The organism is Sulfitobacter sp. IGS-18, assembly GCF_059628195.1.
Genome location: NZ_CM184556.1, coordinates 2,961,107 through 2,976,812, shown reverse-complemented (window position 1 = coordinate 2,976,812; position 15,706 = coordinate 2,961,107). Strand labels below are relative to the sequence as shown.

At 61.8% G+C, this 15,706-nt stretch carries 15 protein-coding genes; 9 read left to right on the top strand and 6 right to left on the bottom strand.

Features of this window, described 5'->3' with window-relative positions; all coding sequences use genetic code 11:
- Nucleotides 1-2: 2 nt before the first annotated feature.
- The 3 genes from ACWNZ3_RS14315 to gloB form a co-directional block, all read right to left on the bottom strand.
- Nucleotides 3-974 (bottom strand): M23 family metallopeptidase, encoded by a 972-nt coding sequence (locus ACWNZ3_RS14315; protein ID WP_496900364.1) that lies wholly within the window; start codon nt 972-974, stop codon nt 3-5.
- Nucleotides 971-3,292, bottom strand: a complete 2,322-nt coding sequence (gene clpA, locus ACWNZ3_RS14310) for an ATP-dependent Clp protease ATP-binding subunit ClpA (protein WP_496900363.1) — start codon at nt 3,290-3,292, stop codon at nt 971-973. Before clpA ends, ACWNZ3_RS14315 begins: the two co-directional genes overlap by 4 nt.
- Nucleotides 3,293-3,526: 234 nt before the next feature.
- Entirely contained in the window at nt 3,527-4,294 is a 768-nt protein-coding gene (gloB, locus tag ACWNZ3_RS14305) for a hydroxyacylglutathione hydrolase (RefSeq protein WP_114275181.1), read from the bottom strand.
- A gap of 64 nt (nt 4,295-4,358) precedes the next feature.
- On the opposite strand from gloB, the gene ACWNZ3_RS14300 reads away from it, so the two are divergent.
- On the top strand, nt 4,359-5,105 hold the full coding sequence (locus ACWNZ3_RS14300; RefSeq protein WP_496900362.1) for a methyltransferase domain-containing protein: 747 nt from the start codon (nt 4,359-4,361) through the stop codon (nt 5,103-5,105).
- A 28-nt stretch (nt 5,106-5,133) separates the two neighbouring features.
- Here the strand turns inward: ACWNZ3_RS14300 and ACWNZ3_RS14295 are convergent, their stop codons facing one another.
- Nucleotides 5,134-6,111 carry a calcium-binding protein gene (locus tag ACWNZ3_RS14295; RefSeq protein WP_496900361.1) on the bottom strand — a complete coding sequence of 326 codons (978 nt, stop codon included), beginning with the start codon at nt 6,109-6,111 and terminating at the stop codon, nt 5,134-5,136.
- Between the two features lie 436 nt (nt 6,112-6,547).
- Here ACWNZ3_RS14295 and ACWNZ3_RS14290 point away from each other — a divergent pair, with 436 nt between their 5' ends.
- The 6 genes from ACWNZ3_RS14290 (at nt 6,548) to ACWNZ3_RS14265 (ending at nt 12,026) form a co-directional block, all read left to right on the top strand.
- Nucleotides 6,548-7,108, top strand: a complete 561-nt coding sequence (locus tag ACWNZ3_RS14290) for a F0F1 ATP synthase subunit delta (RefSeq protein WP_274573881.1) — start codon at nt 6,548-6,550, stop codon at nt 7,106-7,108.
- Complete coding sequence (atpA, locus tag ACWNZ3_RS14285) at nt 7,109-8,647, top strand: F0F1 ATP synthase subunit alpha (protein WP_269361251.1); 1,539 nt, start codon at nt 7,109-7,111, stop codon at nt 8,645-8,647.
- A gap of 14 nt (nt 8,648-8,661) precedes the next feature.
- On the top strand, nt 8,662-9,537 hold the full coding sequence (locus ACWNZ3_RS14280; RefSeq protein WP_496900360.1) for a F0F1 ATP synthase subunit gamma: 876 nt from the start codon (nt 8,662-8,664) through the stop codon (nt 9,535-9,537).
- 19 nt (nt 9,538-9,556) lie between these two features.
- On the top strand, nt 9,557-10,981 hold the full coding sequence (gene atpD / locus ACWNZ3_RS14275) for a F0F1 ATP synthase subunit beta (protein ID WP_269361248.1): 1,425 nt from the start codon (nt 9,557-9,559) through the stop codon (nt 10,979-10,981).
- Between the two features lie 13 nt (nt 10,982-10,994).
- Nucleotides 10,995-11,432 (top strand): F0F1 ATP synthase subunit epsilon, encoded by a 438-nt coding sequence (locus ACWNZ3_RS14270; RefSeq protein ID WP_114275174.1) that lies wholly within the window; start codon nt 10,995-10,997, stop codon nt 11,430-11,432.
- 243 nt (nt 11,433-11,675) lie between these two features.
- Nucleotides 11,676-12,026: an H-type lectin domain-containing protein gene (locus tag ACWNZ3_RS14265; protein WP_114275173.1), complete on the top strand. Its 351-nt coding sequence runs from the start codon at nt 11,676-11,678 to the stop codon at nt 12,024-12,026.
- 89 nt (nt 12,027-12,115) lie between these two features.
- Here the strand turns inward: ACWNZ3_RS14265 and ACWNZ3_RS14260 are convergent, their stop codons facing one another.
- The gene (locus ACWNZ3_RS14260; protein ID WP_114275172.1) at nt 12,116-13,147 is read right to left on the bottom strand and encodes a ribose-phosphate pyrophosphokinase; all 1,032 of its coding nucleotides are present in this window, start codon (nt 13,145-13,147) and stop codon (nt 12,116-12,118) included.
- A 106-nt stretch (nt 13,148-13,253) separates the two neighbouring features.
- On the opposite strand from ACWNZ3_RS14260, the gene ACWNZ3_RS14255 reads away from it, so the two are divergent.
- Together ACWNZ3_RS14255 and ACWNZ3_RS14250 are read left to right on the top strand one after the other, a co-directional pair.
- The gene (locus ACWNZ3_RS14255; RefSeq protein ID WP_496900359.1) at nt 13,254-13,850 is read left to right on the top strand and encodes a 2-hydroxychromene-2-carboxylate isomerase; all 597 of its coding nucleotides are present in this window, start codon (nt 13,254-13,256) and stop codon (nt 13,848-13,850) included.
- The gene (locus ACWNZ3_RS14250; protein ID WP_496900358.1) at nt 13,847-14,653 is read left to right on the top strand and encodes an alpha/beta fold hydrolase; all 807 of its coding nucleotides are present in this window, start codon (nt 13,847-13,849) and stop codon (nt 14,651-14,653) included. The genes ACWNZ3_RS14255 and ACWNZ3_RS14250 overlap by 4 nt, the downstream gene beginning before the upstream one ends.
- A 16-nt stretch (nt 14,654-14,669) precedes the next feature.
- On the opposite strand, the gene ACWNZ3_RS14245 is transcribed toward ACWNZ3_RS14250, so the two are convergent.
- The gene (locus ACWNZ3_RS14245) at nt 14,670-15,704 is read right to left on the bottom strand and encodes a threonine aldolase family protein (protein ID WP_496900357.1); all 1,035 of its coding nucleotides are present in this window, start codon (nt 15,702-15,704) and stop codon (nt 14,670-14,672) included.
- Between the last annotated feature and the right edge of the window lie 2 nt (nt 15,705-15,706).

Sequence of the window (15,706 nt, the reverse complement as noted above, 5' to 3'; positions counted from 1 at the left end):
GATCAGCGCAGGGAAATCTCCGCAGTCATGCGGTCCACTGGCGCGCCGTCCCGGAGCAGCACCGCCGTGCCGGTATAACGCCCGGCAGGCCAGGGCGCGCTGCTGCGCCGTTTGCCGATTGCCCGGAATGCCTTGACCTGGGTCTTGCTCAGCTTGATCTCGTCCGCGATGACCTGTCCGGCGGGGCCGGTCATCTCCAGCTGCAGGATATCGCCCGCGCGCGGGCCAAAGAAATAGGCGAAGACCACCAGCGCCGGGGCGTCCACGGGCAGGCTGTCCGCGGTGGCCTCTCCCGCCTTGACCTTTTGATAGTCGGGGACCGCGTCCGAGAACCCAAGGTTCAGCAGCCCGCCGGGGCGGTAGGCGGGCGGGTCGGCCCAGAGCGTGCTGTCGCCGGGCGTGTCACAGCTCAGCGTGCCATCCGGATCGAAGGGATCAACCGAAGCGCCATCGGGATCGCGCACCGAAAGATGCACATGTGGAAAGGCGGCATTGCCGGACTGGCCGATCTGCCCCAGGACGGTGCCGGTTTCGACGGTCTGGTTCTGGCTGACGGCGATACTGCCCTGTTTGAGGTGGCAATACTGGGTCTGCCAGCCCCCCTCATGCCGGATCAGCACCCCGTTGCCGCATTCGCGCCCTGCAAGTTCGGCGCGGCGTTCGGGCGTATAACCAAGGTCATCCATCCCGTCGCGAACGCCCGCCACGATGCCGGGTGCCGCGGCGCGCACATCGACGCCCGAAGCCATATCCGCCAGGGTGGGCAGGGCGAAATCGGTTCCCTTGTGACCATCATAGGTCAGGCCCGCGCAGGTGAAATCCGTGGCGCCGGGGCCGGGATCACGGTCCATATATTGCTGGATGTAGCAGGTCTGACCCAGGTCGCAGGCCACGGGCGACTGCAAAAGCAAACCCTCCGCCAGTGCGGGACCGGCGAAGGGCAGTATCAGGGCCGTCAGGCCCTGACGGATCACTCGGCGGTCAGGAGCGGGGGCTTGTTGCCCGAAAGACGCTTGTTTTCCAGCCCCAGAACCTCGATCGACAGTTCGTCCTTCTTGACGCCGACCTTGACCACACCACCCTTGGCCAGCTTGCCGAACAGCAGTTCTTCGGCCAGCGGCTTCTTGATGTGTTCCTGGATCACGCGGCCCAACGGGCGCGCACCCATCTTGTCGTCATAGCCCTTGTCGGCCAGCCATTCGGCGGCCTTCTTGCTGAGCTCGATGGTCACGTTGCGGTCCATCAGCTGTGCCTCAAGCTGCAGCACGAACTTCTCGACCACACGCAGGATCACCTCCTTGGGCAGCGGTGCAAAGCTGATCACCGCATCCAGACGGTTGCGGAATTCCGGCGTGAAGGTGCGTTCGATTGCCGCCGTATCCTCGCCTGTGCGGCGGTCGCGGCCAAATCCGATGGCTTCCTTGGCCTGTTCCGCGGCACCCGCGTTCGAGGTCATGATCAGCACCACATTACGGAAATCCACCGTCCGGCCGTTGTGGTCGGTCAGCTTGCCGTGGTCCATCACCTGCAACAGGATGTTGTAGACATCCGGGTGCGCCTTTTCCATCTCGTCCAGCAGCAGCACGCAGTGCGGGTGCTGGTCGACACCATCGGTCAGCATGCCGCCCTGGTCAAAGCCGACATAGCCCGGAGGCGCGCCGATCAGGCGGGAGACCGCGTGTTTCTCCATGTATTCCGACATGTCGAAGCGCAGCAGTTCCACACCCAGCGTATCCGCCAGCTGTTTGGCCACCTCGGTCTTGCCGACACCGGTCGGCCCGGCAAAGAGATAGTTGCCGATGGGTTTTTCCGGTTCGCGCAGGCCCGCACGGGCCAGTTTGATGGCAGAGGACAGCGCCTCGATCGCCTTGTCCTGGCCAAAGACCACGCGTTTGAGCGAGGCTTCCAGATCCTTCAGCACCACAACATCGTCCTTGGATACGTTCTTGGGCGGGATGCGGGCGATCTTGGCCACCACGGCTTCGACCTCCTTGGTGCCGATGGTCTTGCGGCGCTTGGAGGCAGCGACCAGATGCTGGGCTGCACCGGCCTCGTCAATGACGTCGATGGCCGAATCCGGCAGTTTGCGGTCGTTGATATAGCGGTGTGCCAGTTCCACCGACGTCTTGATCGCGTCGGAGGTATATTTGACCGAGTGGTGATCCTCGAAATAGGGTTTCAGGCCCCGCAGGATCTTCACCGCGTCATCGACCGAAGGTTCGTTCACGTCGATCTTCTGGAACCGGCGGCTCAGCGCGCGGTCCTTTTCGAAGTGCTGGCGGAACTCCTTGTAGGTGGTGGAGCCCATGGTGCGCAGCTTGCCCCCCTGAAGCGCGGGCTTCAGCAGGTTGGAGGCATCCATCGCACCGCCCGAGGTCGCGCCCGCACCGATCACGGTGTGAATCTCGTCGATGAAAAGGACGGCGTCCTTATGCGCCTCAAGTTCCGAAACCACGGCTTTCAACCGTTCCTCGAAATCGCCGCGATACCGGGTTCCGGCCAGCAACGCGCCCATGTCGAGCGAATAGATGGTGGTCTTGGAGAGCACTTCCGGCGTCTCGCCCGCCACGATCTTGCGCGCGAGCCCTTCGGCGATGGCGGTCTTGCCCACACCGGGGTCGCCCACCAGAAGCGGGTTGTTCTTGCGGCGGCGGCACAGCACCTGAATGCAACGCTCCACTTCGGCCTCGCGGCCAATCAGCGGGTCAATGTCGCCCTCACGCGACTTGGCGTTGAGGTCCACGCAATACTTGGCGAGTGCGGATTCCTTCTTGTCGCCCTCGGTCACGCCCTGGGGTTCTTCCTCATGCTCCGGCGCGCCGGCCACCGGGCGCTGCTCGCCATAGGCGGGGTCCTTGGCCACGCCATGCGCGATGTAGTTGACCGCATCATAGCGGGTCATGTCCTGCTCCTGCAGGAAATAGGCGGCGTTTGATTCACGTTCCGCAAAGATGGCGACCAGCACATTCGCGCCCGTCACCTCGGTCCGGCCGGACGACTGGACATGGATTGCGGCACGCTGGATCACGCGCTGGAACGCGGCTGTCGGCACAGCTTCGGAGCCGTCGACATCGGTGACAAGGTTGCTCAGGTCCTCGTCCACGAATTCGACCAGCGTGTCGCGCAGTTCGGAAACATCGACCGAACATGCCTTCATCACCTGGACGGCATCGGGTTCGTCGATCAGGGCCAGCAAAAGGTGTTCCAGAGTCGCGAATTCGTGGCGGCGGGCATTGGCCAGGGCCAGCGCTGCATGAATTGCTTGCTCAAGCGTATTCGAGAATGAAGGCACGAGGTGCTCCTTTTCGATCGGGGTCGGCAGGGGGCTGTGGAATAACAGGGCCCCGGTCCGACCATGGCCTCATAGTATTAGAGTTTGGTTGATCATGGCCCGGCTTCAAGCATTTTCTTGAAAATTCTCTTCACAAAGACCGTGATAGCGTCGTTTTGGCGTCAGATGCGGCAGGTTTGCTGACGGATCGGAGCGGTCCAGGGCATTGCACATGCAATGCAGCGGCGCGCCCGATCAGAAATTGTCCTTGCGCTTGCGAATTTCGGCAAAGACGTCGCTGTCCGAAGCGTCTGGCATCCCCAGGTTCGCGCGAATGCCGGGGTCGGCGGGGCGCAGGAAGGGATTGGTTTGGAGTTCGGTTGAGAGTTGCGATGGTACCGTTGGCTGACCCTTGGCACGGGCGTCCTCAACGGCCTTGGCCCTTGATATAAGAGCGTCATTCTGCGGATCAACAGTCAGCGCAAATTTTGCGTTGGATGCGGTGTATTCATGCCCTGAACAGATGGTCGTATCGCCGGGCAGTTTCATCAGTTTCTGCATGGAATCCCACATTTGCGCGGGCGTTCCTTCAAACAGGCGGCCACAGCCAAGCGCCATCAGGCTGTCGGCAGTAAAGGCGGCGCTGGCACCCGGCACATAAAAGGCAATATGGCCAACCGTGTGGCCCGATACATCCAGGATATGCGCGGTGAGGCTGCCCAGCTTGACGGTATCGCCTTCCTTTACCGGGACATTGAGCTCCGGCATCCGGTGGGCGTCTGCCGCCGCACCCACGACAGAGGCGTGGTGATCCGCCAGCAGGTCGGCCAGCCCATCGACGTGGTCCCAGTGATGGTGCGTCAGCCACACCTGTGACAGGGTCCAGCCATGATCCTCAAGCGCCGCCTTGATCGGGCCTGCTTCGGGCACGTCGATGCAGGCAGTCTCGCCGGTGGCTTCGTCATGCAGCAGGTATGCATAGTTGTCGGACAGGCAGGGAATTGTAATCAGATCAAAGGGCATGGTGTATTCCTCTCTCCTGTTGGTAAGGTCAGGGCCAGAGTGACATTCACGACGATGGGCTGCAATGCATCTTGATGTTCAGGACCTGCGTAATTTCTACTACCGCAGCACGTTGGGGCGTGCGGCGCAGAAATCCCTGCGCACCCGGATGCTGGGGCTGTGGCCGGAGGCCAAGGGCCAGACCGTGGTGGGCTTCGGCTTTGCCGCGCCGCTGCTGCGCCCCTACCTGAACGATGCGCGACGGGTAATGACGCTGATGCCAGGACCGCAGGGGGTGATGCCCTGGCCTGCGGGCATGCCGAATACCTCCGTATTGACCGAGGAAACGCTCTGGCCGATCGAGACCGGGCATGTGGACAAGCTGGTGTTGCTGCACGGACTGGAAACGTCAGAGCGGCCCTCGGACTTGCTGGAGGAATGCTGGCGGGTGCTGGGGCCGGGGGGCAAGGCGTTGTTCATCGTGCCGAACCGCGCCGGGCTTTGGGCGCGGCGGGACCGGACGCCTTTCGGGTATGGGCGACCCTATTCGCCGGGGCAGCTCGACGCGCAGCTGCGCAAGCATCAGCTTCTGCCTGAGCGCCAGGTCGGCGCGCTTTACCAGATCCCCTCGCAGCAACGTATCTGGATGAAATCCTCCGGCCTGTTCGAACGGATCGGTCGGCATGTGCCGACCATCTTTGCCGGGGGCGCATTCATGGTTGAGGCCACAAAGCTGGTCTATCCGCCCAAGGGCCGGACGCAAAGGAACCGCAAGCGCATCAGCGTGCTGGACGGGCTCACCGAGCCCGCCGTGAGCAGCGCCCGGACCTAGGGGGCTGACCTTCGCCTGCCGGAAAAGCCTATGCCGCCACCGGATCGGGATCGGGTTCGCGGATCACGATCTGATCGGCCTCCAGCGCGGTCACACCCGTCATGCGAACGGTAAAGGTCTGCGCTGACGCGGTGGCAGAAGGGGCCACCTCGACAGTGACATCCAGATAGGAGCCATCCGCCGCAGGTTCTGTCGATATTGTGGTCACCTGACTGCCGGTTTCGCGCAGATCAAGGACCAGACTGTCCTCCTGCGGATCAAAGTCGGAGATATGGGCCACGATGCCCAGGTCGGCGGCATCCGTTGCGCCCGGCTGCGCCGCGTCAAACAGGTCGATGGTAAAACTGTCGGACCCGCCACCGCCGGAAAGGGTGCTGGCTGCGGCTGCGGCTCCGTCATCAAGCACCACACGCACCCCGATATCGTCATCTCCCGCGTCGCCAAAGACCTCGGCCCCGGCGGATTCGCTGTAAATCACGTCGTCACCTGCGTTGCCGTGAATGGTGCCGCCCTCGCCGCCGATGTAGAAATCGTCATTGCCGTCGCCGCCGTTCAGGCGCAGGTCACCGCCTTCGACGAAGGCTTCGAAACTGTCGTCGCCGGTGCCGCCGTTCGCTTCGAGGTCCTGGTCGGTTTGTAGGCCAAAGAAGTCATCCCCGCCGTCGCCGTTCAGTACCGCGTCCACGGCATCGTCGTTGTACAGGCTGTCGTTGCCCTCGCCGCCGTTCAGGGTCGGCGCGTTGCCACCCGCGCGCAGGTCGTCGCGCCCGTCATCGCCGTTCAGAACGGCCCCATCAGACGTGTCGGTGGCGGTCAGGCTGTCGTTGCCGTCGCCCGCGTTTACGGTTTCCGAGCCAACGGCTGACAAAATGTCGTCACCCTCCGTGCCATTGACCACATCGTCGGAAGGGTCCGGATCGGGCGTGTCCACCGTGTCGTCGTCATCGTTCAAAGCCATCAGCAAAAGGCCAACACCGAGCAGCGGCAGAAGTGTGAGACCAAGCATGGGAATCCCCTAAAACAAAACAGGAGAGACCATGGCAACCGATAAGCGACCCTCTGTCAAATGTCTGGTCAAAAACCGGGCAAGTCGTTGCCTCCGATGAAACAATTGCTGCAGATCACTGCGGACTATCGCAAACCTAGCGCATCATGGGGCCGCTGCGCCGGGCCGCACCCCGGAAGCCGCAAGGAGATTCGCCGCCCCGCCCATGGTTTGAACAAACGACCAGGGCGCGACCCGCAAAAAAACGCAGAGTGCTATCCGTGTCCTAAATAAAGGGATATGCAGGTCATAAAGCCGCACTATACTGTGTTGCGGGCAGGGAAGTGCTCTGCTACATGGCACCTGATTTAGACGTCTTGAGCCTATTCAAGCCGCGCCAACGAACCGGTGACGCGACTTCTTTCGCATATCCGGACAGATTTTTGAGAGGATGGACGTGTCCGAAACAGCTTCGATTTCCACCGGTATCGCACAGCGCTACGCCTCGGCGGTCTATGATCTGGCCAAGGATGGCAAAAAGGTCAAAGGCATCGAAGCCGACCTGGACGCGTTGAGCGACGCGCTGAATGACAGCGAAGATTTCCGCAACCTGATCCATTCGCCGGTCTATACCCGTGACCAGCAGGGCGCTGCGATTTCCGCAATTGCCAAGAAGATGAAACTGTCCCCGATCATGACCAACACGCTGTCGCTGATGGCGACAAAGCGGCGTTTGTTCGTCCTGCCCCAGCTGGTCAAGACGCTGCGCGCCCAGATCGCCGAGGACAAGGGTGAAGTCACTGTCGAGGTGACCTCCGCCAAGGCGCTGACAAAGACGCAATCTGACAAGCTGGCAAAATCGCTGACCGCGAACACCGGCAAAGCCGTAACACTTCAATCGACCGTTGATGAGAGCCTCATCGGCGGTCTTATCGTCAAAGTGGGCTCCAAGATGATCGACACGTCGATCCGCTCTAAGCTCAATTCCCTCCAGAACGTAATGAAAGAGGTCGGATAAATGGGTATCCAAGCCGCAGAGATTTCTGCAATCCTGAAGGACCAGATCAAGAATTTCGGCCAAGAGGCCGAGGTTGCCGAAGTCGGTCGTGTGCTGTCCGTCGGTGACGGCATCGCGCGCGTCTACGGGCTGGACAATGTTCAGGCCGGTGAGATGGTTGAATTCCCCGGCGGCATTCAGGGCATGGCCCTGAACCTTGAATCCGACAACGTCGGCGTCGTGATCTTCGGTTCCGACCGGGACATCAAGGAAGGCGACACCGTCAAGCGGACCAACTCCATCGTGGACGTGCCGATTGGCAACGAACTGCTGGGCCGGGTTGTGGACGGTCTGGGCAACCCGATCGACGGCAAGGGTCCGATCAACGCCAAGCAGCGCGGCGTTGCCGATGTGAAGGCGCCGGGCATCATCCCGCGTAAATCGGTGCATGAACCGATGGCAACCGGCCTCAAGGCCGTTGACTCCATGATCCCGATTGGCCGTGGCCAGCGTGAACTGATCATCGGTGACCGTCAGACCGGCAAGACTGCCGTCGCGCTTGACGCGATGCTGAACCAGCAGCAGGTCAACGACGCCGCAGAGGGCGACGAAAGCAAGAAGATGTACTGCGTCTACGTTGCGATTGGTCAAAAGCGGTCCACCGTGGCCCAGCTGGTCAAAAAGCTCGAAGACACCGGCGCGATGGCCTATTCCATCGTTGTTGCCGCAACCGCGTCCGAGCCCGCGCCGATGCAGTTCCTGGCACCCTATGCCGCGACAGCGATGGCGGAATTCTTCCGCGACAACGGCCGTCACGCCCTGATCGTCTATGATGACCTGTCCAAACAGGCCGTGTCCTACCGCCAGATGTCCCTGCTGCTGCGCCGCCCGCCGGGCCGTGAAGCCTATCCGGGCGACGTTTTCTACCTGCACTCCCGTCTGCTGGAGCGTTCGGCCAAGCTGGGCGACGACGCTGGCAACGGCTCGCTGACGGCGCTGCCGATCATCGAAACCCAGGGCGGCGACGTGTCGGCCTTTATTCCGACCAACGTGATCTCGATCACCGACGGCCAGATCTTCCTGGAAACCGAATTGTTCTACCAGGGCATCCGCCCCGCCGTGAACACCGGTCTGTCGGTGTCCCGCGTTGGGTCCTCGGCCCAGACCAAGGCGATGTCCTCGGTTGCAGGTCCGGTGAAACTGTCGCTGGCTCAGTACCGCGAAATGGCTGCCTTTGCGCAGTTCGGTTCCGACCTCGACGCCGCCACCCAGCGCCTGCTGAACCGCGGTGCGCGTCTGACCGAGCTGATGAAGCAACCGCAGTATTCGCCGCTGTCTAACGCGGAAATCGTCTGCGTCATCTACGCCGGTACACATGGCTACCTCGACAAGCTGGAAGTCACCGAAGTTGGTCGCTGGGAACAGGGGCTCCTGTCGCACCTGCGTTCCAAGAACGCCGATCTGCTCAAGGACATCACCAACAATGACCGCAAGGTGAAAGACGAGCTGGAAGACAAGATCAAAGCTGCGCTCGACGCTTACGCCGCAGACTTCGCTTAAGGAGAGATAAGCCAATGGCAAATCTCAAGGACCTTAAAAACAGGATCTCGTCGGTCAAATCGACCCGCAAGATCACCAAGGCCATGCAAATGGTTGCCGCGGCGAAACTTCGCCGCGCGCAGGAGGCTGCCGAAATGTCACGCCCCTATGCCGAACGGTTCAATGCCGTGATGGCGGGGCTGGCGGCTTCGGTCGGCGACAGCGACAGCGCTCCCAAGCTGCTGACAGGCACCGGGTCGGACAAGGTGAACCTGCTGATCGTCATGACGTCAGAGCGGGGGCTGTGCGGCGGTTTCAACACGAACATCGTGAAGAAGGCCAAGGTACACGCGCAAAATCTGCTCGGCGCCGGCAAAGAGGTGAAAATCCTCACTGTCGGTAAAAAGGGCCGTGACCAGCTGCGCCGCGACTTTGGCAAACACCTGGTCGGCCATGTCGATCTGTCAGAGGTGAAGCGCCTGAGCTACGCCGATGCACAGGGCATTGCCAAGGACGTTCTGAACCGGTTCGACGCGGGCGAATTCGATGTCGCCACGTTGTTCTTTGCGGAATTCGTGAACGTGGTCAGCCAGGTCCCGCAGGCCAGGCAGATCATCCCGGCGACCTTCGAAGAGGGCGAGGCCGACAGCGCCAGCACCCTGTTCGATTACGAGCCGAGCGAAGAGGCCATTCTGGCCGATCTTCTGCCGCGCGGTGTCGCCACGGCGATCTTCTCGGGTCTGCTGGAGAATGCGGCCTCTGAACAGGGCGCGCGCATGTCCGCCATGGACAACGCCACACGCAACGCGGGCGAGATGATCGAAGACCTGACAATCGAATACAACCGTTCCCGTCAGGCCGTCATCACGAACGAGCTGATCGAAATCATTTCCGGCGCGGAAGCGCTGTAAGCAATATCGGAGAAACGACATGGCACAAGCAGTCGGCAAAATTACTCAGGTCATCGGCGCCGTCGTTGACGTGCAGTTCGAAGACAACCTGCCCGAGATCCTGAACGCCCTTCACACCGAAAACCAGGGCAAGACGCTGGTTCTCGAAGTGGCGCAACACCTGGGCGAAAACACCGTGCGGACCATCGCGATGGACGCCACCGAAGGCCTCGTGCGCGGCGGCAAGGTCACCGACACCGGCGCCCCCATCCAGGTGCCCGTCGGCAAGGCCACACTGGGCCGCATCCTGAACGTGACCGGCGCGCCGGTTGACGAGAAGGGCCCGGTCGAAACCGACGAGACCCGCGCCATCCACGGCGAAGCGCCCTCGTTTGACGCGCAGTCCACCGAAACCGAAATCCTGACCACAGGCATCAAGGTGATCGACCTGCTGGCCCCCTACACCAAGGGTGGTAAAATCGGTCTGTTCGGCGGTGCCGGCGTGGGCAAGACGGTTCTGATCATGGAACTGATCAACAACATCGCCAAGGTGCACTCGGGCCTGTCCGTTTTCGCGGGCGTGGGCGAACGTACCCGTGAGGGCAACGACCTGTACCACGAGATGATCGAATCCGGCGTTATCGTCCCTGACAACCTGCAGGAATCCAAGATTGCGCTGGTCTACGGTCAGATGAACGAGCCTCCCGGTGCGCGTATGCGTGTTGCCCTGTCCGGCCTGACCCTGGCCGAGCAGTTCCGCGACGAATCCGGTTCCGACGTTCTGTTCTTCGTCGACAACATCTTCCGCTTCACGCAAGCGGGCTCCGAGGTTTCGGCTCTGCTCGGCCGTATTCCTTCGGCGGTGGGTTACCAGCCGACGCTGGCGACCGACATGGGCCAGATGCAGGAACGCATCTCCTCGACCAAGAACGGTTCGATCACCTCCGTTCAGGCCGTTTACGTGCCTGCGGATGACTTGACCGACCCCGCGCCAGCGACATCCTTTGCGCACCTTGACGCGACAACCGTTCTGGACCGTGCGATCTCTGAAAAGGGTATCTATCCGGCTGTGGACCCGCTGGGTTCCACCTCGCGCCTGCTGGATCCGCAGATCATCGGTCAGGAACACTACAAGGTTGCGACCGACGTGCAGCAGATCCTGCAGCGCTACAAGTCGCTTCAGGACATCATCGCGATCCTCGGCATGGACGAACTGTCCGAAGACGACAAGATGACCGTTGCCCGCGCCCGTAAACTCGAACGTTTCCTGAGCCAGCCTTTCGACGTGGCCAAGGTCTTTACCGGGTCCGACGGTGTGCAGGTGCCGCTGGAAGACACCATTGCGTCCTTCAAGGCGGTTGTGGCCGGTGAATATGACCACCTGCCGGAAGGTGCGTTCTACATGGTAGGCGGCATTGAAGAAGTGAAGGCGAAAGCCGAAAAACTGGCTGCTGAAGCAGCCTGAGGGAGCCTGACTGATGGCAGACACAATGCAATTCGATCTGGTGTCGCCCGAGCGGCGGCTGGCCTCCTTGCAGGTCACCTCCGTGCAAATCCCCGGTGCCGATGGCGACATGACAGCGATGGAGGGGCATGCCCCCACCATCACCACCCTGCGCCCCGGCGTGTTGTCGGTCGAAGGGCCGGAAGGCACGGCGGAATACGTTGTAACCGGCGGTTTCGCCGAGATCAGCAGCCGTGGTGTATCGGTTCTGGCCGAGCGTGCCGTGCCCAAGGGTGACATGACCCAGGAACATCTCGATGAGATGATCGAAGAGGCCACTCATGTCTATTCCAGGGCAAAGGAAGCCTTCGAGAACGAGCCGGGACCGGTTGACGACGCGGCCAAGCTGCTCGCCGACATGGTGGCGGTTGGCGGCGAGATTGGCCTGTCTTCAAAGCAACCAAATCTTTGAAGTCATCGACATTCCAAGGAAAAGCCCTGCAATAGCGGGGCTTTTTTGTTCCGGATGCAGGGCAACGGCGGACGGGGGGATCAGGGTTTCCGGCCCTGGGTCGCAAAGCGGCCCGCTTTGAACGCCATGTTGGCCACACAGAATACCCGAAGCCGGAAATCGACGTGATAACAACCCGATACCTGGGGTTGAAGGCGCATAATCCGGCTTTGATCGACGCCACTTTCAGGCCATAATATACCCATGAAAAGATTAAGAAGTCATACGACCGGTGTGGACAGCGGCGATGTCATCCTGTTTTCGGATTACGAAGACGGGGGGGCGATGTGGACCGGGCGCGGCCAGCGCGAGCGCAGGCGGCATATTCGATTTTCCGAAACCTATCTGGAGCCGCCCACGGTCCAGCTTTCCCCGTCGTTGTGGGATCTAGACGCGACAACAGTCATGCGCGCGGACATCAGCGCGGAATCCGTTACGAAATCCGGTTTCGACATGGTTTTCAGAACCTGGGGCGACACGCGGGTCGCGCGGATGCGCATTTCCTGGATTGCCATCGGCCATCTGAGCGACGAAGGCGACTGGGACGTCGAATAGCGTTCCGGTGACAGCCTATCTCTGCGCCCGGGGCTCGGGTCAGAAGGCCCTCAGATGCTCAAACCCGAAGTTGTTGCGGGCGTGTCCGGTCAGCGGGTGGCGTATTCCGCCGCGTACATTCCGTCATAGATCGGGCCCAGCGTATTGGCCTCGAACAGCGATGACACAGAGGTCCCGTTCCAGATGTTCAGGATCGCCTGGGCAAAGATCGGCGCCGTTGGCACGATGCGGATATTTGCGGCTTTCTTGATCTCTTCCGTGGGCTGGATGCTGTCGGTGATCACCAGCGACTTCATCACCGATTTGGTGACGCGGTCCACCGCCGGGCCGGACATGACACCGTGGCTGATGTAGGAATGCACTTCCTTCGCCCCGTTCTCAAGCAGCACTTCGGCGGCCTTGCAAAGGGTGCCGGCAGTGTCGCAGATGTCATCGACGATCAGGCAGATCTTGTCGGTCACATTGCCGATCACGGTCATCTCGGCGACTTCCCCGGCTTTCTCGCGGCGCTTGTCCACGATGGCCAGCGGGGCGTTCAGGCGTTTGGCCAATTCGCGCGCCCGCGCCACGCCACCCACATCAGGGCTGACGATCATCAGCTCGTCCATGCGGTCCTTGAAGGCATTCGCGATGTCCAGCGCAAAGACCGGAGAGGCATAAAGGTTGTCCACCGGGATATCAAAGAACCCCTGGATCTGTGCCGCATGCAGATCCATGGTCAGAACCCGCTCGATCCCGGTGCCGACCAGCATGTTTGCCACCATCTTGGCAGTGATGGGCGTGCGCGCCTTGGTCCGCCGGTCCTGCCGGGCGTAACCGAAATAGGGCAGCACCGCAGTGACCCGTGCAGCCGAGGACCGGCGCAGGGCATCGGCCATGATCAGCAGTTCCATCAGGTTGTCATTGGCCGGGTTCGACGTGGGCTGGATGATGAACATATCCTCGCCGCGCACGTTTTCGAACACCTCCACGAAAATCTCGCCGTCGTTGAACCGCTCCACCCGTGCATCGACAAGCCCCACGTTGACACCCCGGTGCAGCGACATCCGCCGTGCGATCGCCTTGGCCAGCGGCATGTTGGCATTGCCTGAAATAAGCTTGGGCTCGGAAGTGCGGGGCATGGGAGGGTCTCCGTGGCAGCGGGAATATGACAGATTCGTGTCGTTGAACCTCGCTTAGCACGCAGCTACGGTGCCACCAAGCTATCAGCCCCTCAAGGAACGCCAAATGTCCCAGATCGACTACTTTTTCGCGACACTGTCCCCCTATTGCTACCTTGCCGGCACCCGGCTCGAAGAGGTGGCCCGGAAACATGGCGCAACGATCAACTACAAGCCCTTCGACATCGTCAGCGCCTTTGCCCGGACCGGGGGCACAGCCCCCAAGGACCGGCACATCAGCCGCATCGAATACCGGGCGCAGGAACTGGTCCGGCAGGCAAAGAAGCTGGGCATGCCCTTTAATCTGCAGCCTGCGCATTGGCCCACGAATGGGGCGCCCGCAGCCTATGCGTTCATCGCGGCGCAGAATGCCGGCGGCGGTGACCTGGGCAAGCTGGCGCATGTGATCACCCGCGCGGTCTGGGCCGAGGAAAAGGACATCGCTGAGGATGACGTGATCCGCGCCTGCCTGACCGAGGCGGGGTTCGACCCCGAACTGGCAGACAGCGGTCTGCTGGAAGGGGCAGAGACCTATGCCCGCAACCTGGAGGAAGCGGTGGAGCGCGGCGTCTTTGGCGCACCGTTCTATTTCGTGGGCGATCAGCGGTTCTGGGGGCAGGACCGGATTGCCGACATCGACCTGTATCTTGCAGGCGATCTGTGACCCCACAACCCGGCTTCCACGCCCATGTGCGGACCCTGGGCCAGGGTCCGCGCCGGGTGCTGGGGCTGCATTGCACGCTGGCATTTGGCGGCGCATGGGCGGGGATGGTCGATGCCCTGGACGGAGAGGTCACATTTGTCGCGCCCGATATGCCCAGCCATGGCAAGAGCGATGACTGGGACGGGGTCAGCCACCTGAGCGATACGGCGGTGGCCTCTTCGGTTGCCGCGATGGATGATGCGCCGATGGATGTGATCGGCCATTCCTTCGGCGCCATGACCGCGCTGCGCATCGCGGTGTCCTATCCCGAAAGGGTGCGCAGCCTGACGGTGATCGAACCGGTCTTTTTCGCCATCGCACGGCAGGATGCGCCTGACACCGTTGCCGCCTATGAAAGCCATTCACTGCCCTTCACAAAGGCGATGAACAGCGGAGATGCGGAGGCCGGCGCGCGGGTCTTCAACAGGATGTGGAGCGATCAGGCCCCGGCCTGGGACAGCCTGCCGGAGCGGACCCGTGCCGCAATGACGCGTGGCGTTCATGTGGTGCCGGGCAGCCGCGATGTGCTTTACGACGACGACCGCGGGTTACTGCAACCGGGCGGTCTGGATGCAGCGCGTATGCCGACCCTCGTGCTTCGCGGAGAGCAGGCCCATCCCGCGATCATTGCGACCAATGACGGTCTGGCCGCCCGGATGCGCAATGCGCGGCAGGCTGTTGTGCCGGGCGCGGGACATATGGCCCCGATCAGCCACCCCAGGCAGACAGCGGTGATCTGGAAGGAATTCCTGGATACGGTCTGAGCCTGACGGCACCGGCCTAGAAATGGCTGAGGAAGGCATCAATCTGGTCGCGGGGCAGGGACCAGTCGCAGACAAGGCGTGCGGCGACCATTTCGTCATCCGCCCCTTCAAGGCTGCCGCCCCAGAGGTGATAGCGCGCCCCGGCCTCGTGCAGCTTGCGGTGCACCGCACGCGGCCAGCTGGCAAAGATCATGTTGGCCTGAGGTTCGTGCAGGAAGGTCGCACCCGCCTTGCGCAGGCCATCGGCCAGATATGCCGCATTGTCATTGGCCTGCCGCGCCATGCGCAGCCAGAGGTCATCCGCGAGATAGCCCGCCATCTGTGACGAAAGATAGCGGTGCTTGGAAAACAGATGCGCCCCGCGTTTGCGGCGCAATTCGAATTCCCAGGCCTTATCAGGATCAAAGAAGATCACCGCCTCCACACCCATGCAGCCGTTCTTGGTGCCGCCAAAGCTGACCACGTCGACACCGGACTTCCAGGTCATTTCCGCCGGGGAACAATTAAGCGATACCAGCGCATTGGCAAAGCGCGCGCCATCCAGATGCACGGGCAAGTCATGCGCCTTGGCCACTGCCGTCAGCGCCTGCAGTTCGGCAATGCTGTGGACCGATCCCCGTTCCGTGACCTGCGTGATGGAGACCGGCCCCGGCTGGGCGCCATGAACGTTGCCGGGCTTCTGGCCGGAGATCGCGGCCTCCAGACCTTCGGGCGACATCTTGCTCTGCGTTTCCACCAGGGTCAGCTTGGCCGAGCCGGTGTAGAATTCGGGCGCGTTACATTCGTCCTGATGGATGTGCGACACGCTGGAGCAGAAGATCGTTTGCCAGGGCTGCGCATAACACGCCAGCGCCAGCACATTTGCCGCCGTTCCCGTGGCCACCAGATAGACCGCGGCCTCCGGCGCTTCGAAGATGTCGCGCAGACGGTCGCGCACCTCGTCCATGATGGTGTCCTTGCCGTAGGGCATCTGGTACCCGGCGTTGTCCGCCACGATCCGCTCCATGATCGCGGGATGCACGGGACCGGCATTGTCAGAGCTGAAAAACACGG

Excerpts from the sequence above, each read along its gene's own strand:
- gloB (WP_114275181.1), bottom strand. The coding sequence starts at position 4,294 with ATGCCCTTTGATCTGATTACAATTCCCTGCCTGTCCGACAACTATGCA.
- ACWNZ3_RS14300 (WP_496900362.1), top strand. The coding sequence starts at position 4,359 with ATGCATCTTGATGTTCAGGACCTGCGTAATTTCTACTACCGCAGCACG.
- ACWNZ3_RS14295 (WP_496900361.1), bottom strand. The coding sequence starts at position 6,111 with ATGCTTGGTCTCACACTTCTGCCGCTGCTCGGTGTTGGCCTTTTGCTG.
- atpA (WP_269361251.1), top strand. The coding sequence starts at position 7,109 with ATGGGTATCCAAGCCGCAGAGATTTCTGCAATCCTGAAGGACCAGATC.
- ACWNZ3_RS14280 (WP_496900360.1), top strand. The coding sequence starts at position 8,662 with ATGGCAAATCTCAAGGACCTTAAAAACAGGATCTCGTCGGTCAAATCG.
- atpD (WP_269361248.1), top strand. The coding sequence starts at position 9,557 with ATGGCACAAGCAGTCGGCAAAATTACTCAGGTCATCGGCGCCGTCGTT.
- ACWNZ3_RS14270 (WP_114275174.1), top strand. The coding sequence starts at position 10,995 with ATGGCAGACACAATGCAATTCGATCTGGTGTCGCCCGAGCGGCGGCTG.
- ACWNZ3_RS14265 (WP_114275173.1), top strand. The coding sequence starts at position 11,676 with ATGAAAAGATTAAGAAGTCATACGACCGGTGTGGACAGCGGCGATGTC.
- ACWNZ3_RS14260 (WP_114275172.1), bottom strand. The coding sequence starts at position 13,147 with ATGCCCCGCACTTCCGAGCCCAAGCTTATTTCAGGCAATGCCAACATG.
- ACWNZ3_RS14255 (WP_496900359.1), top strand. The coding sequence starts at position 13,254 with ATGTCCCAGATCGACTACTTTTTCGCGACACTGTCCCCCTATTGCTAC.